This is a genomic window from Marinomonas foliarum (assembly GCF_016906065.1).
Taxonomy (GTDB): Bacteria; Pseudomonadota; Gammaproteobacteria; order Pseudomonadales; family Marinomonadaceae; genus Marinomonas; species Marinomonas foliarum.
Map to the genome: position 1 here is coordinate 1,815,001 of NZ_CP070273.1, position 23,787 is coordinate 1,838,787.

The 23,787-nt window shown below is 43.4% G+C and carries 17 protein-coding genes and 1 tRNA gene (1 of these 18 only partly in view); 5 read left to right on the plus strand and 13 right to left on the minus strand.

The window, feature by feature from the left end; genetic code table 11:
* Together JSY38_RS08460 and JSY38_RS08465 are read right to left on the minus strand one after the other, a co-directional pair.
* Positions 1–884: the 5' portion of an ABC transporter ATP-binding protein gene (locus tag JSY38_RS08460; RefSeq protein WP_205116425.1), read on the minus strand. The gene continues 199 nt to the left of window position 1, outside the view; the window shows 884 of its 1,083 coding nt (coding positions 1–884); it begins with the start codon at positions 882–884; its stop codon lies off the left edge, out of view.
* 74 nt (positions 885–958) lie between these two features.
* A complete protein-coding gene (locus tag JSY38_RS08465; RefSeq protein ID WP_205116427.1) occupies positions 959–2,068 on the minus strand; it encodes an extracellular solute-binding protein in 1,110 nt (369 codons plus the stop codon).
* Between the two features lie 425 nt (positions 2,069–2,493).
* On the opposite strand from JSY38_RS08465, the gene JSY38_RS08470 reads away from it, so the two are divergent.
* On the plus strand, positions 2,494–4,380 hold the full coding sequence (locus JSY38_RS08470; RefSeq protein ID WP_205116429.1) for a methyl-accepting chemotaxis protein: 1,887 nt from the start codon (positions 2,494–2,496) through the stop codon (positions 4,378–4,380).
* A 94-nt stretch (positions 4,381–4,474) separates the two neighbouring features.
* Here the strand turns inward: JSY38_RS08470 and serA are convergent, their stop codons facing one another.
* The 11 genes from serA to tkt all read right to left on the minus strand — a co-directional run bounded on the left by serA (position 4,475) and on the right by tkt (position 18,620).
* Complete coding sequence (gene serA, locus JSY38_RS08475; protein ID WP_114411456.1) at positions 4,475–5,704, minus strand: phosphoglycerate dehydrogenase; 1,230 nt, start codon at positions 5,702–5,704, stop codon at positions 4,475–4,477.
* 219 nt (positions 5,705–5,923) lie between these two features.
* The gene (trmA, locus tag JSY38_RS08480) at positions 5,924–7,027 is read right to left on the minus strand and encodes a tRNA (uridine(54)-C5)-methyltransferase TrmA (RefSeq protein ID WP_114411455.1); all 1,104 of its coding nucleotides are present in this window, start codon (positions 7,025–7,027) and stop codon (positions 5,924–5,926) included.
* A 113-nt stretch (positions 7,028–7,140) separates the two neighbouring features.
* Positions 7,141–8,127, minus strand: a complete 987-nt coding sequence (locus JSY38_RS08485) for a hypothetical protein (RefSeq protein WP_205116431.1) — start codon at positions 8,125–8,127, stop codon at positions 7,141–7,143.
* A 4-nt stretch (positions 8,128–8,131) separates the two neighbouring features.
* Positions 8,132–8,827 (minus strand): 5'-methylthioadenosine/S-adenosylhomocysteine nucleosidase, encoded by a 696-nt coding sequence (gene mtnN, locus JSY38_RS08490; RefSeq protein WP_205116438.1) that lies wholly within the window; start codon positions 8,825–8,827, stop codon positions 8,132–8,134.
* Entirely contained in the window at positions 8,824–11,421 is a 2,598-nt protein-coding gene (locus JSY38_RS08495) for a hypothetical protein (protein WP_205116440.1), read from the minus strand. The genes mtnN and JSY38_RS08495 overlap by 4 nt, the downstream gene beginning before the upstream one ends.
* Entirely contained in the window at positions 11,409–12,440 is a 1,032-nt protein-coding gene (locus JSY38_RS08500; RefSeq protein ID WP_239544447.1) for a type 1 periplasmic-binding domain-containing protein, read from the minus strand. The genes JSY38_RS08495 and JSY38_RS08500 overlap by 13 nt, the downstream gene beginning before the upstream one ends.
* A 265-nt stretch (positions 12,441–12,705) precedes the next feature.
* A tRNA-Leu gene (locus tag JSY38_RS08505) sits at positions 12,706–12,790 on the minus strand.
* A gap of 124 nt (positions 12,791–12,914) precedes the next feature.
* The gene (fba, locus tag JSY38_RS08510) at positions 12,915–13,982 is read right to left on the minus strand and encodes a class II fructose-bisphosphate aldolase (RefSeq protein ID WP_114411450.1); all 1,068 of its coding nucleotides are present in this window, start codon (positions 13,980–13,982) and stop codon (positions 12,915–12,917) included.
* Positions 13,983–14,279: 297 nt separating this feature from the next.
* Entirely contained in the window at positions 14,280–15,443 is a 1,164-nt protein-coding gene (locus JSY38_RS08515) for a phosphoglycerate kinase (protein ID WP_114411449.1), read from the minus strand.
* A 34-nt stretch (positions 15,444–15,477) separates the two neighbouring features.
* The gene (locus tag JSY38_RS08520) at positions 15,478–16,509 is read right to left on the minus strand and encodes a type I glyceraldehyde-3-phosphate dehydrogenase (RefSeq protein WP_114411448.1); all 1,032 of its coding nucleotides are present in this window, start codon (positions 16,507–16,509) and stop codon (positions 15,478–15,480) included.
* Between the two features lie 110 nt (positions 16,510–16,619).
* On the minus strand, positions 16,620–18,620 hold the full coding sequence (tkt, locus tag JSY38_RS08525) for a transketolase (protein WP_205116442.1): 2,001 nt from the start codon (positions 18,618–18,620) through the stop codon (positions 16,620–16,622).
* A 370-nt stretch (positions 18,621–18,990) separates the two neighbouring features.
* Here tkt and metK point away from each other — a divergent pair, with 370 nt between their 5' ends.
* The 4 genes from metK to gshB all read left to right on the plus strand — a co-directional run bounded on the left by metK (position 18,991) and on the right by gshB (position 23,781).
* Positions 18,991–20,154 (plus strand): methionine adenosyltransferase, encoded by a 1,164-nt coding sequence (gene metK, locus JSY38_RS08530; protein WP_114411446.1) that lies wholly within the window; start codon positions 18,991–18,993, stop codon positions 20,152–20,154.
* 105 nt (positions 20,155–20,259) lie between these two features.
* A complete protein-coding gene (locus JSY38_RS08535; RefSeq protein WP_205116444.1) occupies positions 20,260–20,991 on the plus strand; it encodes a 16S rRNA (uracil(1498)-N(3))-methyltransferase in 732 nt (243 codons plus the stop codon).
* Positions 20,992–21,077: 86 nt separating this feature from the next.
* Entirely contained in the window at positions 21,078–22,586 is a 1,509-nt protein-coding gene (locus JSY38_RS08540; protein ID WP_205116445.1) for a TolC family outer membrane protein, read from the plus strand.
* 247 nt (positions 22,587–22,833) lie between these two features.
* Positions 22,834–23,781, plus strand: coding sequence for a glutathione synthase (gene gshB, locus JSY38_RS08545; RefSeq protein ID WP_114411443.1), 948 nt, complete (start codon positions 22,834–22,836; stop codon positions 23,779–23,781).
* Positions 23,782–23,787: the final 6 nt, after the last annotated feature.

The following is a 23,787-nucleotide window of genomic DNA, read 5'->3' on the forward strand; positions in this document are numbered from 1 at the left end:
TGCATTCCGTTTTCTGCTTGTAACCTAAAGTGCTCAGGTCGAATAAAAAGCGTGGCATCCGTTCCAATAGCAATGTTGCCTTGTGAACGCCCAGCTAACTTACCAAGCGCACCACAATCCAACACAACAAGACCCGAGTTAGCCTCAATGACTTTGCCAGAAATGCCATTATTTTCGCCCACAAAAGAGGCAACAAATGCTGTATGGGGATCTCTATATAAAGTAATAGGATCAGCAACTTGTTGAATGCGACCTGCAGACATAACAGCCACTCGGTCTGACATAGTCAGTGCCTCGCCTTGGTCATGAGTAATATAGATAAAAGTAATGCCTGTTTTACGTTGAATGGCTTTCAACTCGGTGCGCATATGTTGGCGTAATTTTAAATCTAATGCGGATAAAGGCTCATCCAATAGCAAGACTTGCGGCTCAACCGCCAATGCACGAGCAATGGCGATTCGCTGTCTTTGACCACCAGATAATTCAGAGACTTTTTTTGTTCCACTGCCCTCCAGAGCCACCAATTCGAGTAAGCTGTCAGAGGCTTTTTTGCGCTCACTTTTCGAAACACCGCGAACCTCTAGACCGAACTCAATATTTTCGGCCACAGTCATAAGAGGAAAAAGTGCGAGGTTTTGAAAAATCATCGAGGTTGGACGTTTATTGGCCGGCACGCCACGCATGCTCTTACCACCAATTTTAATATCACCCTGAGTTGGATCTATAAAACCACTAATCATGTTTAAAATCGTGGTCTTACCACAACCTGAAGGGCCTAAGAAACTAAAAAACTCTCCGGATTGTATCGTTAGATCGGTTTTCTGTATGGCGGTAAAGTCACCAAATTGCATGACGGTATTATCTAGGTGAACACTGCTATCCATATTTCTCTCGCTGGTTATTTTTTCTCGATACAAAAAAGCCCCTTGTGACATACAGTCACAAGAGGCCTTCGAGGTTATGCAGACAAGTAACGGTCTTGGTATTCATTGCGTAACGATAAATACCAAGCTTCTTGTATTGGCCACCACCATAGGTTGGCTAAATCTTGTTCGCTGTAAGAGTCTTGGAAGAACTGCTTAGTTTCAGCTGGCAATAAAGCATCCGCACCTTTTGATGTAGAGTTATAACCAGTGGACTTAACGAACATCGCGCCCGCTTCAGGCGTGTAATACCAGTTAATAAATTCATAAACTGAATCCACATTATTAGCATTTTTAGGAATAACAAAGCCTTCCATCCATGCCAGAGCGCCCTCTTTTGGCGCGCCGTAGGCAATAGGTTCGCCTTCTGATTGCAACTTGAAGGCAGTACTATCCCAAGTTTGGCCAATAACCGCACCGTTGGTGCGAAATGCCCCCTGCGCTTCATTTTCTGTAGACCAGAACTGAGCAAGTGCGCCCTTATGTTCGACCGCAACCTTTAAGATGACTTCGAAGTTTGCGCGCATGGCTTTTTCAGTTTTGTAAGAATCTAAAAGAGGGAAAGGAAGTTTGCCCGCTTTTTCAAGCCACAAACCAATACCGACAAGAGCCGAGTGACCACGAACCGTTACGCCACCCGCATTTTCTGGTAACCAAAGATCACCATAACTAAGCTCTTTACTGGTTTTTGCATAGTCCTTATTGTAAGCAATCGCCTCGGTTCCCCAATCAGATGGAGCGAAGTAGCGCTTACCATTTACGATTCCGCCAACATCCGACCCGGATAAAGCGCTTTCCAAACAACCATCCCAGTTAACTCTTTTCACATCAAGAGGCTGAATTAAATCGTAATCTACATAACCTGGGACACGGTCTACTGTCGGCATAATAATATCAAAGCCAGTTCCATCTGTAGCACGCAGTGAGTTCATTAACTCGTCGTTCGTTCCGTACGGCGTAAACGTCGCATTAATACCTGTTTTGGCTTTAAAGTCCGCTAACATTTCATCGGTTATATAACCTGCCCACGCATAAATGCGCAGCTCTTTGTTAGCAGCAATAGCCTTGTTTATCGAAAAAGGGGTAGCGGCAACAGCACCTGCAATAGAGGCGCCTTTCACGAATTGGCGACGAGAAAGGGTCATTCTTGAGCTCCTTTGATTTATATAATTAATGGATATTTCAGTCAGAAAGCATCTCTTCAGCTAAAAACTCACTTTAATTAAATGCTTATTCAATAATCTTATAAAGCTAATACAAAATAATGACGAAAAAGTGACCATGGAAGGTTTTTTTGCTAATCAGTCAGGATCGGCACCATTTATGTCGTAAAAAAACAAAATTATGCCGTTTTAAGTCAAATCGTTGTAGATGTAAATCTTTTGCCCCATATACCTCACACAACGACCGTCACATTTTTGTCACATACACCTATTAAGGTAGTCGTATTCATCGATTTATGTAGATTAAAGTAGGTTCTGAATTGAAAATATCCCATGTCACACGCACTACAACTGTGAGCTATCTTGTTATTGCGGTCATGCTTGTCGCCCTGCTCCTTTGGAGTTTAATGAAATTTCGCAGCGCCTTTGAGCAAAGTGACGCCTACACACAAGTTTGGGAATATTCTTCTATTAATTTAAAGCAGAAAATTGAAGGCTATTTATCGTCAGGGGAAGCATCCGCGCTACAATCATCACAGGAATTCATCGCGAAACAGATTCGCCCCGCACTTAGCTCACTTCCCGACACGATCAAGGACCCAATTAACACCCAATTAATTGAAATAGAAAAAAGCCTTCAATCTGACGTTAGAGCGGCAGGAAAGCTATCTGGAAATCCCTATGCTTTAATCGAAAACAATGAAAGGCAAACCTTATTATCACTAAATACCCTGTCGGATAAGATTGCACAATTTCAATCACTGCATGATATGCAATCCGCCGCAGTTTACTTAGCAAGCCAAGCTTTACTATACGCAGACCTTGCTAATATGAGTGACGCAAAGGGTAACTACCTTGCCAAAAATACAGCGGACAATAAGCAGCGCTTAGTTCAATCTATTACAACATTTCAATCTCATATCGCTGACTTTAATACACTCCCCATTCTAGAGCTGAATGAAGAACAAGATACCGAGACTGCTGATGACTTGTCCTCATTAATGGGGTGGGCAAGCGACGCAGAAGACGCAACCGAAGTAGACGATCCTCTCGAAGAAACCAAAAGCGAGCTTCATACTTGGTCAAGCCGCTATCTAAAAGACGTTGACTCTAGCCTTATCAATATCCAACAAGCCCTAACCGCACAAAACAAAATTCGGTCATTAATCAGCCAACTTGAAGACATTTTAAAAGCAGGCACTGAAGACATTCAGAAAAGTGCTCAAGAGACTCAACAACAAACCTTGATCGCATTTTCTATCTTTGTCATCCTGATGATATTAACCACTATTTCAGTGCATATATTTCAAAATAGAGTCGTTGTAAAAAGTGCTAGAGACTTATACACAGCGGTAAAAGACTTGGTTGAACATCAAAACATCAACTCCCTTAAAGTCGGAAAGAATAAAAATGAACTATCGGACGTAGCACACTATTTAAATCGCTACCTAGAACAAATAGCAGTGCAACGCCAGCAACGGGATACCGAGCTCAGTAACATTTCGACATCACTCAATGACATGCTCAATGCTTTTGGGCAAGTACACGAACTGAGCTCAGCATCGCGGCAAGAACTGGATGATACGCTTAACATGTCGAATCAAGTAGAGACCCTTGCAGGTAAAGCAGAAGTGCGTGCTCAAGAAGTAGCAAGTTATGCTACCGATACCAATACCGCGATGACGCATAGCGTGAAACAAGCCGCTTCGTTAGCCGCCGCCAATCAAACAACGGTGGATCGACTCAGTAGCAGTAAAAAGGCATTAACCAGTTTAAACTCATCCGTGTCTAGCGCATCGTCTATTGTCGGTGGTATCAAAGACATTTCGGAGCAAACCAATTTACTCGCACTAAACGCTGCCATTGAAGCCGCACGAGCAGGTGAACATGGCCGTGGTTTTGCTGTCGTCGCCTCTGAGGTAAGAACCCTTTCAACCCGAACCCAACAATCCCTAGAAGAGATCACTAAGATTTTCTCTCTTCTTACATCGGCGACAGATAAACTTACCCAGAATATCGAACTGATTGAAACGGCTTCGATCGAGCAAATAGACTTAACCCACGCGCTTGGACAGTCCGCTCAAGATATTCTCGAAAAGTCTAAACAATCGAGTCACTTGGCGAAAAAGGCAACAGGCTATGCTGCGGAGCAAAAATTGGGCATGAATAAGCTAAATAGTGCTGTGGTAAAAGTCAGAGAGCAAGCAAACGAATCGGAAGAATTTATGACAGGCGTGACAAACAACATCAAACAGAAGATTCAAGACATCACGACAACCTTAGGAATTAGCTAACTCCCAAGGCTGAATTCTCATCCAAAATGAAAAGTCACAGAAACAAAAAATCCAGCCGTAGCTGGATTTTTTATTAAGAATACAAAGTAAAAGCTTAAAACAAAACGCGTGCTTTAACGGTTCCTTCGACTTCTTTCACTTTCTCAAGCGCTAATTCGCCTTCTTCTGCATCTACGTCCATTACCATGTAGCCAAGTTTCTCCGTGGTACGAAGGTACTGACCTGTGATATTGATGTTGTTCTCAGAGAAGATCGCATTGATCTTAGAAAGCACACCTGGGCGGTTTTCATGAATATGAAGAATACGATGATTATTAGCTTGAGCTGGTAGCGCCACTTCAGGGAAGTTAACCGCTGCGGTTGTCGTACCAACGTCAGAGTATTTAACCAGCTTATCAGCTACTTCAATACCAATGTTCTCTTGCGCTTCCATTGTGCTACCGCCGATATGAGGCGTTAGTATCACATTGTCCAAACCCCGAAGCGGAGAAACAAATTCTTCGTCATTGCCTTTGGGCTCAACAGGGAACACATCGACTGCCGCACCACCCAAAGCACCCGTTTTAATCGCTTCTGCCACTGCGTCTAGATCAGCTACTGTGCCGCGAGAAGCATTAACAAAGATAGAGCCTTGCTTCATCTGTGACACTTCTTTCGCACCAATCATCATCTTAGTGGAACTCGTTTCTGGCACATGCAAGCTGATAATGTCACTTGTTGAAAGCAATTCTTTCAGACTTTTAATTTGACGTGCATTACCCAAAGGTAGCTTGGTAACGATATCGTAAAAGCATACTTCCATGCCTAAAGATTCCGCCAAAACACTCAATTGAGTACCGATACTTCCGTAACCAATAATGCCTAAACGCTTACCACGAGTTTCGAAAGACCCTACAGCAGACTTAATCCAACCGCCGCGATGACATGCTGCGTTTTTCGCAGGAATGCCGCGAAGTAATAGAATTAATTGACCCAACACCAACTCAGCAACACTACGAGTATTAGAGTAAGGCGCATTAAATACCACAATGCCTTTTTCGCTTGCCGCATCTAAATCAACTTGATTTGTACCGATGCAGAAACAACCAATAGCAACCAGCTTATTAGCATGCGCTAAAACTTTTTCAGTCAACTGAGTGCGAGAGCGAATACCAATGAAGTGCGCTTCTGAGATCTTTTCGATCAGCTCATCTTCCGCTAATGCTGTCTTATGATATTCAATGTTGGTGTAACCAGCGTCATGCAATGCGTCCAATGCAGATTGATGAACGCCTTCTAATAACAAAATTTTGATTTTGCCTTTGTCTAGTGAGTTGTTGCTCATGGCTCGTTCGACTTCTCTATTATGGTGGGGGAAATGTATGCGCATATGTTACCACAGAACATTCTTTGTCGTATTCAAGATACAAGAATGTCTTTCATTATGATAAGAGTGAAACTCATACAAAATATTGATACTAATACAATCTAAACGTCTTCAAAAAATGTGAGTCACACTGTCTCAATATAAAAAAAAGAGGCCTCACTGCCTCTTTTTTTTATTTTAGGAATTAGTCTTACGCTCCAAGTAAATGCCAGTTTCCACATGATGCGTATAAGGAAACTGATCAAACATCGCATATCGAACCACATCATGAGTACTTGATAATGCTTCTAAATTTGCTTTGAGCGTCTCAGGGTTACAGGAGATATACAGAATAGAATCTATTTTACGTATGAGCTCTACCGTCGCATCATCTAGACCTGCACGAGGTGGGTCAACTAACACAACAGAGGGTGATAACTCACTCACGCCAGCCTGAAGTAAGCTTTTAGGCAATTCGGCGTCACCATTCAAGGCTGCAGAAACATCTTCACTAGCCATTTTAACCACTTGAACATTATCCATACCGTTAATTGCGATATTCAGCTGCGCAGAGTTTACCGAGACCTTAGATATTTCTGTCGCGACCACTCGCGTAAACTGGCGTGCCAGAGGAATAGAAAAATTGCCATTACCACAATACATCTCTAGCAAGTCACCCGATGCATCTTTGGTCACATCCAAAGCCCACTCTAACATTTTTTCATTAATACCAGCATTCGGCTGTGTAAAGCTATTTTCCACTTGTTGATAGTGAAACTTTTGCCCGCCAACTGTGAGTGTTTCCATTACAAAGTCACGAGTCAAAATTTGCTTTTTCTTACGACTACGACCAATAAAGTGACACGCAGGAAATAATTTATTGAGCTGCTGAGCGGCAAGATTCCACTCGTCATCAATTGGCTTATGGTAAAGCAAACTAATTAGCGCTTCGCCCGTTGTCGTGGTTAAAAAATCCACTTGGAATAATTTGTATCGCAAAACTGGAATATCGCGAACCGCATCCAGAAGCTTTGGCATAAGTTCATTAATAAGGCTCGATGCCGCCAAAAATTGATCGGTACGAATAGGAGTTCTTGGGTCAGCTGAGTCAAACATGGCATAAAACAGGTCATCGCCATCGTGCCAAATACGAAATTCAGCTCTCATACGATAATGAGAAGATGCACTTTCATAGACCTCCAGCTCGGGCAATGACAAGGCTGCCATTAAAGAAGCGAGATCAGACTGCTTTTTTTGCAGCTGTTCTTGGTACATTTCTGGTTGAATTTGATCCGGTCTCATAGCTGACTCTCTTGGAAGCGGTAAGTACTAATTATCGTAGAGCGCGGCATTATACGAGTTACAGGAATGCAAATCTAATAGCACGCAAGAAAATTCGACATTTGACTCAGCAACTAATGCAAATACTCAGGCCCTAGTAGAATAGCCAGCGACAAGGTTAATGAAAAAACGCCATCATAATCGTCTTCGGCCTCATAAGTCATTTGCGGTTTGATTTGTCCAATTAACCAATCTTTATAAAGCAACCTTTCGTATTGAACATTATATAAATAGCTATCCGGCTCAATACTATGTTCGCCAGATTGCAAGAAGCTCAATTGGTAACCCAAGCGATTTTTGTCATTCACGCGATGTTGTATCGAAAAGTTTTCTCGTACATAAAAAAGCCCTTCTTTATCTAACCAAGTAGTACCAAAATCCATTCCGAAGTTCAGTGTCGGACTAGTAGCGTAGCCAACACCAATACCATAACGCGCACCCACGCCTTTAGAATAATAGGCAAACGCCTCTTGCTTCTGCCACCATTCAAACGAACCAATTGCTTCTCCCTGCGTTAAACGAAAACGCAAAAAAGGGTCTAGAGGGAAATCCACCTTTATCCCTGCGTCAACATCTAAGCCGATATCTTCTTTTATGTAACGTACAGCGGCAGAAATACTGGTTTTTAAGGCTGAACTGACTACACTGTCTTGCTGAGAAGATTCGCCTCGTAGGCTTTCCGGAGCTAAAGAGTCACTCTCAGACTCGACGACAAGACGCAATCTATCTTGGGTATTTGGTAATCTTAATTTGGCACTAAAATCAAAAAAACCTGAGCTTTCATCCTTTTCTAAGACTGAACCAAATCGAATCTCCACATAACTATCATTATGCTGCAGGCTTGGTTCACCAGACAAAAAAGAATCTATATTAGTCGACCAATTACCGATCGTATTTGACACTGTTTCATGTGAACTAAACCACCATGGTATTTCAGTTTCGTCGGACGTCTGCTGATCTACAGGCTGAGTCTCCGCAGCTTTAGCCACTTCATCTGTAGCCAGTAAATAGAAGGGACAGCATGCAACTAAATAAGCCGCAATGCGACCCTTCGATCTCATTGTACTAATCGCCTTTAAGCATTTGTTGAATCATCAAAGAAGAATTCTCAGCAGCTACTTTTAGATACTCCTCAAAACTCTTAGGTGATTCTTTTCCTGCGATATCAGATAAAGAACGAACTACCACGAACGGCGTTCCAAATTTGAAACACACTTGAGCAACAGCCGCAGCTTCCATCTCAACAGCAACAAGGGCTGGAAATGTTGCACGCACAGCTTCAACACGAACCGGATCATTCATGAAGCTATCCCCAGTGCCGATCAAACCCACTTTAGCTTGAACCTGAGTCACTGTTTGCAAGGCGCTATTAGCTTTGTTAATTAAAGCCACATCGGCTGGGTAAGTCGCTGGCATATTGGGAACTTGCCCCATAACATAACCAAAGGCGGTCACATCCACATCATGGTGGACAACCTGATCTGAAATCACCACATCGCCAACCTGTAGTTCAGGATCGAAGCCTCCTGCAGAACCAATATTAATCACATATTCAGGTTTAAACTCAGACAATAGCAATGTAGTAGACACAGCGGCGTTTACTTTACCAATACCAGATTTAAGCAAAACAACGTCTTTACCTTCAAAGTGGCCGATAAAAAAATCACACCCAGCAATAGACTGCTCTCGAAGGTCTGTCATCCAAGCTTTGATGACTGCGACTTCTTCATCCATGGCGCCGATTAATCCAATTACGCTCATTCATTACTCCTAGAATTTGTATTGTGTTGCATAACATCTTTTGCAAAAAACCGTATTTTCTCACCAGAGTTAGGTGAAACCAAATCAAACACAACCACATTATCCGGCATTTCCAGCCACTTTTGTACAGCATAGAAGCGCACATTAGGAAAAGCAGCCTGTGCAGCTAAAATGACAGCCGGTGGCTGGGGCTCCAACAACACGATAATGGCATTAGGCTGATACGATAACACCACATCATAATCAACCAAATCTGCCAGCCATTGCGTGGCAATAGTGCATTGATCCAGTTCATTGTACCAAATAGCCTTGGTGACTCGGCTGCCACCGACCATCACCCAACACACTTCTTCTTCGTTATAATGTGCAATGGAGATCCCGTCTTCTTCGCATGCCTTAAGCAGCACTTGATACAAATTGTAATCGAAGAAACAACCTTGCAAGGTATAAACACTATCATCAATATGTAAAGGGAATCGGCTATTCAGCCAAATAACGGGAAGATGGTCTCGTTTATGTTTCAGCTTGAGAGCCAATGTCATATCAATTTGAGATTGGACGTCTTTATCACAACCTATCAATACCGCATCAAACTTCGTTAAAACACTGGACTGAGTAAAAAAACTATCTGAAGAAGCATACACCTCCACCTCCAAGCCAAACCTTTGTAACGCCTCAGTGATATTAGAAGCGTAAGGATAATCATTGGCGACCCAAGCGATAACTTGGTTTGGTTTTAACGATAAAGTTTCCTCTGCTGAGTGGTTAACCTCCATCATTAAATTTAGCTGCAAAGCGTTATTTTGAAGTGTTTGTTTCTGTCCACCAAGACTTTCAGACAACATTTTAATCATCCAAAAAAACAATGGCCGAAAAGCCATATCGTTCATTGCGATGATCTCTAGCTCCATATCGCTGATAAATCGAATACTTAAACGTCGTTCGGCCATATCATTCGACATAACCATCATGAGTAACGTACGAACCAACCCACGAAAATGCTTTCCTATCGCCACGACTTTGCTACCAGACTCAACAGAACAGTCAACCACCGCCCGCGTAGCTTCCATGCCCATGGCTGCCATCACTCTATCGCTTTCCTGTCGAAAGATATCCCCAAGAGGAAGGTAGGAGACATCCGTTTCTTGCTGACTAATGTCATCTAAAACAGACAACAGCAAGGTCATCCATCCTTGTAAATGGCTTGATTCAATATGATCTGGTAATGTAGAAAGGTAGTTTAATTCATTCAATATGGCATCCGTATCTACTTTTTTCTCTACCAGAGATGACAATGGATGTAATTGTTCTAACTGCCAAGTAAGGCTAGTTTCTCGAGTAATATTTTTCCCTACCAATAGCAAACCACGGTAGTCATTTTCATTTCTAAATGTATAAGCCTGCCATTGATATATCCGACCTAAATCATTCATAGTCAAATCAAAGGTAATACCGATATTACCCTTCAATGCATCTTGAATAGATCGATGGCTGGCAATAGGCATAAAGTCAAAAAGCGTTCGGGCTTTGACTGAATCAGGAAAAACATGACGGGCTTCGCTATTAATCAACTCAACTTCTGCAACCTCATTGCAGAAGATAACAGCACTGTTTATCGAGTCTGATAGCAAAAGAAAACGCTTATTTTTCGCTTGAATCTCAGCCATAAGCTGACGATTTTGACGTTGGATAGGCTGCAACTCAATGTAGGGAATAAGCTCTTCTTGATGTTTATATACTACCGTTTCGATAGGCTGAAAGATTAATATTTTCATCTGTCGAGCAAGCAAAAAATAAAACACCAACAAAACAACACCCACAGATAGGATTAGCGGCAAAGCATTCGTAAAAATGGCAGAGGAAATGGAATGCGCTTCTATCACATCCAACTGTAGATTTGCCTGAATAGGTGAAACTAAAGGCAAACTCGCACGCAATGTATTATTGGATAAATTCACTCCCGCTTTACGCTCTTCCAATAAAACACGGTTATGTGACACATCGTAAATACGAACGGCACTCACACCTGCGCTTTCCAACAGCTCATTTGCTAAGGTCAAATTGTCATTTAATGAAATAAAGCCATACAGAAAGCCAGTACTGTCCTTCTCAGCCGATAACAATTTCGTTTTCAGCATCAGCAAGGATGCACCATCGTCTGTCTTAACAGATGCCCACCGATTTAACAGCCCTGCCCCAATGACTGCTTTAAAGTCCGTCTTAGTAAACAGACGAGCTCTTGGATCCATGGAAGAGTTACCATTGGCCCATTCGATATAGAAAAAGTCTAAACCTCCGAAAAACAACACTTCATGATGACTGAATAATAAGTCCAACTCACGCCCAGCAATATAGTCACTCGAAGAAAGGTCTTGCCCAATAAACTTCATCTCATCTTCAGCGCGTGCTAAATACGCATTAAAAGCTTGCTCAGCCACTTGGTGCTTTAGCACCAAGTTTTTGTCTTTCGCAGCTTGAGTCAATGTTTCAATAAAAAAGACACTTAATAATGCGACGACCAAAAAAATCGCGCCCATCAACAAGAGCGATTTTTGCTGTAATCGACGCTGTAAACTCTCCGTTACTGCTGCCATAATTCCACCGAATATTGATAAGCTTGCTGAACCATCAAACGTAAACTCTCTGAGTCTAATTCAGCAGGCATTAGGGTTGAATTCCCAACATAGAGAGCTGGCATGTTCTTTCCTTCGAGATCAAGCTTAATGGCCTCAGCAACAGCAATGGATAAATCATCCTTCATAAACAGAACACTCACTTTGACGTTCCGGTTGACTAAATCCGCAATCCCATTAGGGGATAATCCCCACGCATTGGTTTGCGTCTTCAAGCCAGGAGAGTCTTCTTCCAAAGCCGCAACAACGCCCTCAGATATATGTTGAGAGCAACTAAAAATAAAATCTGTCGGTGTTTCTTTTAAGAATACTTTCGCTGCCTTAAACGCTTGCACCTTATCATCTGCAACGACACGGATACGGCTAACTTGTCGGTTGTACTTCAGCATTTCATCTAAAAATAAATCACAACGTGAATGACCAAGGTAACTGGCTGGTAATACCAAAGCTGAAATGGTGGTTTCTGGAGGCAATTGGCGATCAAGATAGCTTGCTAATCTAGTTGTTGCTCTTTTCTGATCAAAACCGATATACATTAGTGGGGGATTATTCATCCAATGGGTTAGCGGCGAGGCAAAATCATACAAAATAACTTTGCTCTTCCCCGTTCGTAGAAAACGCTCTAAAAAACGTCGCTGAACAAAACCAAGCTTCGTCATCACAATATAATCGGGAGGCGTCGCAGCTATTTTAAGGTACGCCGAAAAATCTGTTTCACTTTCCGTACGATCTAGATAAACATCCAACCGATAATCAATGCCCAATTCTCGCATACGTTTTCTGAGCGCAACCTGAAGCGCTCTATTTTCAATAGAGTCTTCATCCCCAAATAGAAACAACGCAATACGTACCGCACTTTTTTGCGTTATTCGGACTGGACTAGGGGGAGAATTAATAATGGTTGTAAACTGTTCGGCTAAAGGGCCTTGCCTCGGGCTCATCTGATAATAATCATGGCTGTCCATAATATTTAACGCCATATTTGCAGCTTGCGCTGTCAGGCAAGCACATCCAAGAAAAAGGAATACGACAAAAATACGAAGCCTATGCATTATCAAACCTGATATACCATCCGCAGAAAGATTTATTCTAACTAAATTAACGAACTTTCGTGACAACAGGAACAAGAAAATACCGACAGACGCCCAAAAATGGCAGAAAGAGTAACCAAAAGTAGGAACATGACAGGCTAGTACAAATTTCAGACATAAAAAAAGCCGACATAAAGTCAGCTTTTTTTAAATTTGGTGCGGAAGGAGAGACTCGAACTCTCACGCCGTGAAGCACTGGAACCTAAATCCAGCGTGTCTACCAATTCCACCACTCCCGCAAGGAATGGCGAGCATTATAGGTAATTGAGTTTTTCGGTCAATAGTTTTTTTATATTTTTAGTAAAAAACTTAAAAAATATTTCCCTAGCCCCACTTGCTCGCCATTTTTATGCGCTACAGCGTTTAAAAAACACGACCGTTAGCGTATTCGCCACGCTCGTAACGCACAGCCATTTCTTCAAGATCCATCGTGTGGATACGAGAAGCCTGACCAGCACAACCAAACGCTTCATAGCGGTCGATACAAACTGCCTTCATCGCTTTAATACTTTCTGTTAAGTATTTACGTGGATCAAAGTTACCTTTGTGTTCAGCCAAACTACGACGAATCGCGCCTGTTGCAGCCAAACGTAAATCCGTATCGATATTCACTTTACGAACTCCGTAACGAATCGCCTTAACGATTTCATCTACTGGCACACCGTAAGTTTCTGGAATTTCACCACCGAACTCGTTGATGATAGACAACCAATCCTGAGGAACAGAAGACGAGCCGTGCAATACGATATGCGTGTTTGGTAGTAGTTCTACGATTTTCGCAATACGTTCGATGTCAAGAATATCGCCAGTAGGCGGACGCGTAAATTTGTAAGCACCATGGCTTGTACCAATCGCTACTGCCAATGCATCAATACCTGTAGCATTAACAAAATCTACAGCTTCTTGTGGATCCGTCAGCATTTGATCGTGAGAAAGAATACCTTCTGCGCCTACGCCATCTTCTTCACCCGCTTGGCCTGTCTCTAGAGAGCCCAATACACCAAGCTCGCCTTCCACAGATACGCCACAAGCATGAGCGAACTCAACCGTACGACGGGTTACGTCTACGTTGTAATCATAACTTGCTGGCGTTTTACCATCAGCCATCAAAGAGCCGTCCATCATCACAGACGAAAAGCCAAGCTGTATAGAACGTTGGCAAATAGCAGGAGACGTACCATGGTCCTGATGCATAACAACAGGGATATGTGGATAATCTTCAATGGCAGCCGCAATCAAGTGACGTAAAAAGTGTGAGCCAGCGTACTTACGAGCACCAGCTGATGCTTGCATGATAACTGGCGAGTTCACTTCGTGAGCCGCTTCCATGATCGCCTTAACTTGTTCCATGTTATTCACATTGAACGCTGGCAAACCATAGCTGTGTTCCGCTGCATGATCGAGCAGTTGACGCATACTAATTAAAGGCATAAAAGCTTTCCTCTGACAATTTGTCTTATATTGTATTTATAACGTTTGGAGTTACGGTGTTAGTTAACTCACATTATTTGTAGTCATAGCATTGTTCATCACAAGCTATGTGGCTTACGCCTTATCGTTATTGTCATACTCGGCTTTCGCTGAGTAGGTCACTCTCTAGTTTTGTTTTTCATCAACACCGCTTTCAGCACAACTCACATTAAGCTTACACCGGTGTTAACGAAACAGGCTTTACGCCTTTTTATTTCTTATAAAGTGTTTTAGAACAATCTTTGTCATTCTTTGATACTAATTTTGCGCGCGTGATTCCAACATCGCAACCGCTGGAAGCACTTTTCCTTCAACAAATTCTAAAAACGCCCCACCACCGGTTGAAATATAAGAAATCTTGTCTGCCAGACCGTACTTATCAATCGCCGCTAATGTATCTCCGCCACCAGCAACAGAGAAGGCATCGCTATCAGCAATGGCTTGAGCAACAACCTCTGTGCCCTTAGAAAAATTATCAAACTCAAACACACCACACGGGCCATTCCATAGAATGGTTTTAGCATTTTTTAGAATATCAGCAAGCACTTGAGCGGAATCCGGACCTAAGTCCATGATTTCCTCGTTATCAGCTACCTGGTCAACAGGCTTAATCGTTGCAACCGCCGTTTCTGAAAACTCTGTGCCCACACGAACATCTGTCAACTCAGGAATATCTAAGTCAGCCATTAGCTTTTGAGCTTGAGGAATTAAATCTTTTTCATGCAATGACTTACCTACATTGTAGCCTCGAGCAGCAACAAATGTATTGGAAATACCACCACCCACGATCAGCTGATCGCAGACTTTAGATAAGGACTCTAATACCGTTAATTTAGTCGATACTTTTGAACCACCAACCACAGCAACCAAAGGACGTGCTGGATTATCAAGCGCTTTACCTAATGCCTCTAACTCTGCAGCTAATAATGGGCCAGCACAAGCCACAGGCGCGTATTTGGCAACGCCGTGAGTTGATGCGTGAGCTCGGTGAGCCGTTCCAAATGCGTCCATTACGAACACATCACACAAAGCCGCCATTTTTTTAGACAAGGTTTCGTCATCTTTTTTCTCGCCAAGGTTAAAACGCACGTTTTCAACCAAAACAAGTTGACCAGATTCAACCTCAACGCCATCCAACCAGTCTTTGGCTAATGGCACATCTTGCCCTAGCAAACTAGCAAGATGTGTCGCTACAGGTTGAAGAGAAAATTCTTCTTCGTACTGCCCTTCTGTTGGACGACCAAGGTGTGACATCACCATCACTTTAGCGCCAGCGGCTAACGCCAACTTAATAGTTGGCAAGGCTGCGCGAATACGTGCATCACTCGTCACTTTGCCATCTTTAACAGGTACGTTAAGATCTTCACGGATCAATACTCTTTTGTTCGTCAGATCCACGTCTTTCATATTAATTACAGTCATGTACGATGTCCTCGTCGTTTAAACTTCTGATGTCTCAATCCAAATTTGATTGTTCAATCACACCTGCCCAATGCTTAGCCACGTCCAACATACGGTTAGCGTAGCCCCATTCATTATCAAACCAACACAGCAACTTCACCATTCTCTGATCAATTACTTGGGTTTGTGTACTATCGATAATTACAGAACGTGGATCATGATTAAAATCCACAGACGCATGCGCTTCTTTGGTAAACCCCATTAATCCAGCGTATTTTGAGCTTGCTGCTTGCTCTAACTGGGTATTTATTTGTTCTACTGTTACATCCCGCTCTGTACGCAATACCAAATCAATTACAGAGACATTTAATGTTGGCACACGCACTGCATTACAACCCAACTTTCCGTCAAGTTCTGGCATCATCCGTGTAATACCTTTCGCTAAACCGGTATCAACTGGAATAATAGAGCTCAACGCTGCACGGGTAAGACGTAAATCCTTGGTGTGATAGCCATCAATCACAGGCTGATCATTCATCGCCGAGTGGATTGTTTGCGTCATGCCATGCGCCACACCCGCAAACTGCTTCACCACATCCAAAACCGGAATCAAACAATTCGTCGTACAAGATGCCGCTGACACAATGTTTTGATTTGCCTGAATGTCCTGATGATTAAAACCATACACAATAGTCGCATCTACATCAGCCGCAGCAGGCTGGGATAGCAACATTCTGGGAACACCGGCATTCAGATAGGCTTGCGCACCTTCTCGACTAGAAAAACTGCCCGAACACTCCAGCACCATATCCAGTTCAAGAGACGACCAATCCAACTCATCAGGAGTAGCACAAGAAAAACATAAAATACTATCGTCACCGATCAACAAGGCATTGCCTTGGGTCGAAACAGGCTTAGGGAAACGTCCATGAGTGGTGTCATAGCGAGTAAGATAACTGATTGTCTCAATATCGGACAATTCATTAATAGCAACCACTTGAATGTGATCGCGGTAGCCGTTTTCATACAACGCTCGCAATATCGAACGTCCGATACGACCATAACCATTTATAGCGACTCGCAACATATTCCTACTACTTCATCGCAAAGAAAGTGATCAAAAACCATCACCTTCCGCCTTAATAAAAGGAAAAAGAGGCATACAAACGTATACCTCTTTTCTTATCAAGCACCAGATTACGCAGCTAGAATTTTCTCAGCAGTCGCAACCACATTGTCTACTGTAAAGCCGAAGTGTTTCATAAGATCACCACCAGGAGCCGACTCACCAAACGTCGTCATCCCCACCATAGCGCCGTCGAAACCAACGTATTTGTACCAGTAATCAGTATGGGCCGCTTCGATAGAAACGCGCTTAGTCACGCTACTTGGCAATACAGATTCTTTGTAAGCAGCGTCTTGAACATCAAAGACATCAGTGGATGGCATAGAAACCACACGCACATTCTTGCCTTTCGCTGTAAGTGCTTCAGCAGAGTCCATTGCTAGGCCTACTTCAGAACCTGTAGCGATCAAGATAAGATCAGGTGTACCAGTGCAATCTTTCAGCACATAGCCACCTTTCGCTGCGTTAGCTAATTGCTGTGCATCACGTGCTTGCGCAGGCAAACCTTGGCGAGAGAATACCAAAGACGTTGGGCCAGTACGACGTTCAATACCCGCTTTCCAAGCAATCGCTGTTTCCGCGGCATCACATGGACGCCATACAGACATATTTGGCGTCATACGCAAATTCGCTAACTGCTCAATAGGTTGATGCGTTGGACCGTCTTCGCCTTGACCAATAGAATCGTGCGTGTAAACAAATACGTTTTGAATGCCCATCAAAGCAGACATACGAACCGCGTTACGGGCATATTCCATAAACATCATAAAGGTCGCACCGTAGTTAATAAAACCACCATGCAAAGAAGCACCATTCATGATACCGCTCATACCAAACTCACGAACACCATAGAAAACATAGTTGCCTGCTGGATCGTCTTGAATACCTTTTGAACCAGACCATAACGTCAAGTTAGAACCAGCAAGATCCGCAGAGCCACCTAGCAACTCTGGCAACATAGCACCAAAGAAACCAATCGAATTCTGAGATGCTTTACGGCTCGCGATGCTTTCACCTTTGTCTTGGCTTTCTTGAATGAAAGCTTGTGCTTTCGCTTCGAAATCCGCAGGCAATTCACCCTTAATCACACGACGTTCAAATTCAGCCGCCAATTCTGGGTAAGCTGCTTTGTACGCTTCAAATTGTGCATTCCACTGCGCTTCACGAGCAGAACCGGCTTCTTTCGCATCCCAACCAGAGTAAACATCAGCAGGAACCTCGAACGGAGCATGCGGCCAACCAAGGAATTCACGTGCAGCCGCAATTTCTGCATCGCCTAGTGGCGCGCCGTGGCAATCATGACTACCAGATTTATTTGGCGAACCAAAACCAATAATGGTTTTGCAGCAAATCAACGTTGGCTTAGTTGTTTCAGCTTTTGCCGCTTCAATCGCCGCTTTGATCGCTTCTGGATCATGTCCATCTACATCAGCAATAACATGCCAGCCGTACGCTTCGAAACGCTGCGGTGTATTATCAGTAAACCAACCTTCAACATGACCATCGATAGAAATACCGTTGTCATCCCAAAACGCAACCAATTTACCCAAACCTAGCGTTCCAGCAAGAGAAGCCGACTCGTGAGAAATACCTTCCATCAAACAACCGTCACCAAGGAAGCAATAGGTGTTGTGGTCGACGACAGTATGCCCTTCGCGGTTAAACTGCGCAGCTAAGGTTTTCTCAGCAAGCGCCATACCGACGGCGTTACTAATACCCGCGCCCAATGGTCCCGTTGTGGTTTCTACGCCATCGGTATATCCATATTCTGGGTGCCCAGGTGTTTTAGAGTGAAGTTGACGAAACTGTTTTAAGTCTTCAATTGCCAATTTATAACCAGATAGGTGCAATAAAGAATAAATCAGCATAGAGCCATGGCCGTTTGACAACACAAAGCGGTCGCGATCAACCCATTTTGAATTGTTTGGGTTGTGCTTTAAAAAATCATTCCATAGCACTTCAGCGATATCCGCCATACCCATTGGTGCACCGGGGTGACCAGAGTTAGCTTTTTGTACGGCATCCATACTCAATGCACGTATGGCGTTAGCAAGTTGTTTACGAGACGGCATGGTTATTCCACTCCTGATAGCTTAACGAACAATAGAAGTAACATTCTCTACGGGATAGAACCACGATACAAGGTTGGCACCATCGTAACGCCCAAACACTGGGCAAAGAAAATGAAATCACTTAGAAATCTGCACCATCGTAACAAAAAAACCACCTTTTGCCTCATTAAAATCCACATACTGGGTTGATATTTAAACAATGCTAGTTCATGATTCGCCCTACTAATACAGCGTCGATTTGTCTCGGCTTGCGGGCGCTATATAAACTCAGCTAAACAGATACGCAAGAACCTGTTTAGCACTTTTGATGCCGAACAGGTTTTTTTTATGCCTGTTTAGCGACTAACTCAGCTAAAGAGGAAAACTCAATATGTCAGAATATTCTTTATTTACCTCAGAATCCGTTTCTGAAGGCCATCCAGATAAAATCGCCGACCAAGTCTCCGACGCCATCCTTGATGCCATTTTGGCAGAAGACCCTGAAGCACGTGTTGCCTGCGAAACTCTCGTTAAAACCGGCATGGTCTTGGTTGCAGGTGAAGTTCGTACCAACGCATGGGTCGACATCGAAGAAATCGCTCGCGGTGTTATCCGTGAAATTGGCTACAACAGCTCAGACATGGGTTTCGACTGGGAATCTTGTGCCGTAATGAATGCCATTGGTAAACAATCTGCTGATATCGCGGTAGGTGTTGATGAAGCCAGTGAAAAAGAGCTGGGGGCTGGCGACCAAGGTTTGATGTTTGGTTTTGCAACGAACGAAACTGACGTGCTAATGCCTGCCCCAATCACCTACGCACATCGTTTGGTTCAACGCCAAGCTGAGGTTCGTAAAAACGGCACCCTAGACTTCCTTCGCCCAGATGCGAAAAGCCAAGTCACTTTCCGTTACGATGAAAATGGCAAGCCCTGCGCAATCGATGCGGTTGTTCTTTCGACACAACACAGCGCATCTGTTAAGCAAGCGGATCTTCGTGAAGCCGTCATGGAAGAAATCATCAAACCTGTTCTTCCTGCTGAATGGCTATCCAAAGACACCAAATACTTCATCAACCCAACAGGTCAGTTCATCATTGGCGGTCCAGTTGGCGATTGCGGTCTAACAGGTCGTAAAATCATCGTTGATACTTACGGCGGTATGGCTCGTCACGGTGGTGGCGCTTTCTCTGGTAAGGATCCGTCTAAAGTTGACCGTTCTGCTGCTTACGCTGGTCGCTATGTAGCAAAAAACATCGTTGCAGCAGGACTTGCAGATAAATGTGAGATTCAAATTTCTTACGCCATCGGCGTGGCTGAGCCAACATCCATTAGTATCAATACGTTTGGTACTGGCAAAGTAAGTGATGCGGTGATTTCACAATTGGTTCGTGAGCACTTCGAATTACGTCCAGCAGGCCTTATCAAAATGCTCGATTTGAAACGCCCGATCTACCTGCCAACAGCGGCTTACGGTCACTTTGGTCGTGAAGGTGAAAATTTCACTTGGGAAAAAACGGACAAAGCAGACGCATTACGCAAAGCTGCTGGTTTATAATTTTCTCAATTTCCGTTATAAAGCCTTCTTCTGCCTTTCTTTTAGAAAACAGACGAAGGCTTTTTTATTTCTACGTCCTCAAGCATTAGGGAACATAAGACACGTATGCGTATTCCACGAATTTTTATCGATACAGAACTCAGCGAGAATACTAGCCTTGTCTTACCTGACTCATCCTTCCAGCACCTCTGCAAGGTTCTGCGCCTCAAATCAGGCCACCCTATTCGCGTGTTTAATGGTAAAGGTGGTCAATATAATGCGATGTTAAGTGATGTCGAAAAACGCTCAGCCAGTATTCAGGTAGCCGATTTTGAAATGCTTGAAAACGAATCGCCAATCCAAGTCACCGTTGGACAAACATTGTCTAGAGGCGAACGTATGGATTACGCTATTCAAAAAGCCGTCGAAGCTGGCGTATTTGCTATCCAACCACTTTTTAGTCAACGTTGCGAAGTGAAACTACAAGACAACCGTGCAGAAAAGCGCCAACAACATTGGCAGCAAGTCGCAACAAGTGCAGCTGAACAATGCGGTCGTGGTATTGTACCTGTTGTGTATCCACCAATAGAATTAACTGAGTGGATTTTAAATTGTAATGAAATGTTAAAGCTAACATTGCATCACCATAGCGCTAAACCCATTCGACAATTCGAAAAGCCAATCAATAATCGTATCGCGTTATTGATTGGGCCAGAAGGTGGCCTTAGTGAAAAAGAAGTGCAACTGTCTGAAAATGCTGGGTTTAATGCTATTTCGCTGGGACCTAGAGTACTAAGAACTGAAACTGCGCCAATTGTTGCGCTCAGTGTAATCAACACGCTATGGGGAGATATCTAATCTACTCGTCATAACAGAATAGCAACATATTCATAAAATAAATGGATTTATCATCCCAATAGGAATTATAAAGGACAGAGAATCACATGTTTTACCGAATAGTGTTAACTTGCACGGTTTATATTGGAGCTGCTTTTGTACCTGCAATATCGCACGCTATATCCCTTGAAGAAGCCACTTACACAGCAATAGAAAATAGCCCATCAGTACGACAAGCTGTAGCAAAATATAGAGAATCGCAAGAAAGTGCAGACATTGCTAGACGTTCGGGCTATTACCCAAGTGTCGACCTTTCAGCAGGCATAGGACATGAAACGACCTACGCCGACGACAACCCCAACTCTGCTGACATTGATCTAGCCCGTCGAGAGTTAACACTGTCTTTGAATCAGCCTCTTTTTAATGGTTTTTCTACCGTAAATGAAATAGAGCGTTTAAGCAGCGAAGCCGAAGCGGATCGCTGGAGCGCTCTCATTTCTGTCGAAAATACTGCACTTGAAGTTGCTCAAGTTTATGCCAACATTTTACGTTATCGAGAGCTGGTGAATTTGGCAGAACTGAATCTTGAGACCCACCAACGCATTTATGGCCAGATCAAGCTTAAAAGTGATTCGGGCATAGGGCGGCAATCTGATCTCAGTCAAATCACCGCACGACTATCGAAAGCGCATGCAAATTATTTCGCCGCGGTTAACAACTTAAAAGACGCAGAAAGTAACTACAACAACATCGTGGGCGAAATGCCACCTAAAGAACTTATTTACCCAGTTCCAGACCAGGACCTACTGCCAAAAGATCTTGACTCAGCACTTAACGACTCCCTTAAGAGAAACCCTGCAATTGAAGGGGCTCGTTGGGACGTAGCCGCAACAGAGAGTGCACAGAAAGTCACCGATGCAGGAAAATACCCGACTGTTAGCTTTGTTCTAGAGCGAACATGGAATAACAATATTGATGGTGATGAAGGCCCAAGCGAAGACCTACTTGCAATGGTTCGTCTAAATTACAACCTTTACAGTGGCAGCACACAAAAACGCCAAGCCGAAGTGGCATCTCAACAAAATATACAAGCCACTGAAATACGACGAAAAACAATCAGAGATACTGAATTAACGGTACGCTTAGCATGGGCTGCTTTTGAAGCAACAACAGGGCAAAAAGAACATATTCGTCAATATGTTATTGCCACGAAAGAGTCTCAAATTGCCTATGAAAAGCAATTCCGTTTAGGCCGACGTACATTGCTGGATGTGTTGGATAGCGAAAATGAACTGTTTCAAGCTCGTCAAGATTACGTGAATGCAGACTACGATCAGCTTTTCTCTGAATTCAGGCTGTTTAATGCAAAAGGCGAGCTAATGCGCGCGTTCCGTATTTATCGCCCGCAGGTACTTGGATTTAATGACTCTTTTGAATCAGCCAAAGTGCCAGCAAAGATTCCACCAACAGCTACTGAAGAATTGCAAGCTGCGGAGAACGCACTGACAGAAAAAGCGTCAGTCAACTCTCAACGTACACCACCCACCAACAACGAAGAAGTGCCAACAGAGAGTGAGCTTTTCCTTGATGCAGGTGAAAAAGGCAGTAGTTGGTAACAACAGGCCAGTTAATACAGAGTCTTTGCGTTCAAAGACTCTGTTGCTATATGGCTTCAAGTCCTAGATGACGATTAATTCAGACCTTAATCATTCGTAATACGCCCGATTTTTATTTCTCAAATCAACTATATGAAAATCATGGGTGTTTTTTCTTCTCAGCGTCCCCATATTTCTATAGCATCAACACCTATTAATCGTTTTATCAAAGCGCTAAAACGTCGCTTTCGCTTTAGGAACTACCCCTATGACTATTAAGCTCGGCATTGTTATGGATCCAATCGCATCCATCAACTACAAAAAAGACACCTCACTCGCCATGCTATGGGCCGCTGCAGACAAAGGTTGGCAGCTTATATACATGGAGCAAAAGGACTTATTTCTAGACAATGGTAAAGCCTATGCCATGACTCGTCCGCTCAATGTATACAAAGACCCTGAGCATTTTTATGACCTAGGCAATGAAAGCAAAATGGCACTTGGTGAATTAGACGTTATCTTGATGCGTAAAGACCCACCGTTTGACAGTGAATTTGTTTACAGCACCATGATTTTAGAACAAGCAGAACGTGATGGCGCTATGGTGGTAAACGATCCAAAAAGCCTACGCGACTGCAATGAAAAACTGTTCGCGACACAATTTCCGCAATGCTGTCCAACGGTGCTTGTAACACGTCGCACAGATTTACTGAAAGACTTCCATAAAGAACATGGCGACGTCATTTTCAAGCCTTTAGATGGTATGGGAGGCACCTCTATCTTCCGCCTAAAACCAGACGACTCCAACGTCAGCGTCATTATCGAAACATTGACTAACATGGGTACAGAACAAATCATGGCGCAAAAATTTATCCCAGAAATCAAACAGGGGGATAAACGCATTTTAGTCGTTGATGGCGTACCAGTACCTTACACTCTGGCCCGTATCCCTGCATCCGGTGAGACACGTGGTAATTTAGCCGCAGGTGGTCGTGGTGAAGGCCGCCCACTCAGTGACAGAGATCGCTGGATTTGTGAACAAGTGATTCCTTCTTTAAAAGAAAAGAATTTAATGTTTGTTGGCTTAGATGTTATCGGCGATTATCTCACTGAAATCAATGTCACCAGTCCAACTTGCGTGCGTGAATTAGACTCACAATTCGATCTCAATATCGCAATGACATTAATCGAAGCCATTGAGAAACGTCTCCCGTAATAGCCG

What these genes read in the sequence shown, in the direction of transcription:
- JSY38_RS08465 (WP_205116427.1), bottom strand. Translation starts at nt 2,068, where the DNA reads ATGACCCTTTCTCGTCGCCAATTCGTGAAAGGCGCCTCTATTGCAGGT.
- JSY38_RS08470 (WP_205116429.1), top strand. Translation starts at nt 2,494, where the DNA reads ATGAAATTTCGCAGCGCCTTTGAGCAAAGTGACGCCTACACACAAGTT.
- serA (WP_114411456.1), bottom strand. Translation starts at nt 5,704, where the DNA reads ATGAGCAACAACTCACTAGACAAAGGCAAAATCAAAATTTTGTTATTA.
- trmA (WP_114411455.1), bottom strand. Translation starts at nt 7,027, where the DNA reads ATGAGACCGGATCAAATTCAACCAGAAATGTACCAAGAACAGCTGCAA.
- JSY38_RS08485 (WP_205116431.1), bottom strand. Translation starts at nt 8,127, where the DNA reads ATGAGATCGAAGGGTCGCATTGCGGCTTATTTAGTTGCATGCTGTCCC.
- mtnN (WP_205116438.1), bottom strand. Translation starts at nt 8,827, where the DNA reads ATGAGCGTAATTGGATTAATCGGCGCCATGGATGAAGAAGTCGCAGTC.
- JSY38_RS08495 (WP_205116440.1), bottom strand. Translation starts at nt 11,421, where the DNA reads ATGGCAGCAGTAACGGAGAGTTTACAGCGTCGATTACAGCAAAAATCG.
- JSY38_RS08500 (WP_239544447.1), bottom strand. Translation starts at nt 12,440, where the DNA reads ATGGCGTTAAATATTATGGACAGCCATGATTATTATCAGATGAGCCCG.
- fba (WP_114411450.1), bottom strand. Translation starts at nt 13,982, where the DNA reads ATGCCTTTAATTAGTATGCGTCAACTGCTCGATCATGCAGCGGAACAC.
- JSY38_RS08515 (WP_114411449.1), bottom strand. Translation starts at nt 15,443, where the DNA reads ATGACTGTAATTAATATGAAAGACGTGGATCTGACGAACAAAAGAGTA.
- JSY38_RS08520 (WP_114411448.1), bottom strand. Translation starts at nt 16,509, where the DNA reads ATGTTGCGAGTCGCTATAAATGGTTATGGTCGTATCGGACGTTCGATA.
- tkt (WP_205116442.1), bottom strand. Translation starts at nt 18,620, where the DNA reads ATGCCGTCTCGTAAACAACTTGCTAACGCCATACGTGCATTGAGTATG.
- metK (WP_114411446.1), top strand. Translation starts at nt 18,991, where the DNA reads ATGTCAGAATATTCTTTATTTACCTCAGAATCCGTTTCTGAAGGCCAT.
- JSY38_RS08535 (WP_205116444.1), top strand. Translation starts at nt 20,260, where the DNA reads ATGCGTATTCCACGAATTTTTATCGATACAGAACTCAGCGAGAATACT.
- JSY38_RS08540 (WP_205116445.1), top strand. Translation starts at nt 21,078, where the DNA reads ATGTTTTACCGAATAGTGTTAACTTGCACGGTTTATATTGGAGCTGCT.
- gshB (WP_114411443.1), top strand. Translation starts at nt 22,834, where the DNA reads ATGACTATTAAGCTCGGCATTGTTATGGATCCAATCGCATCCATCAAC.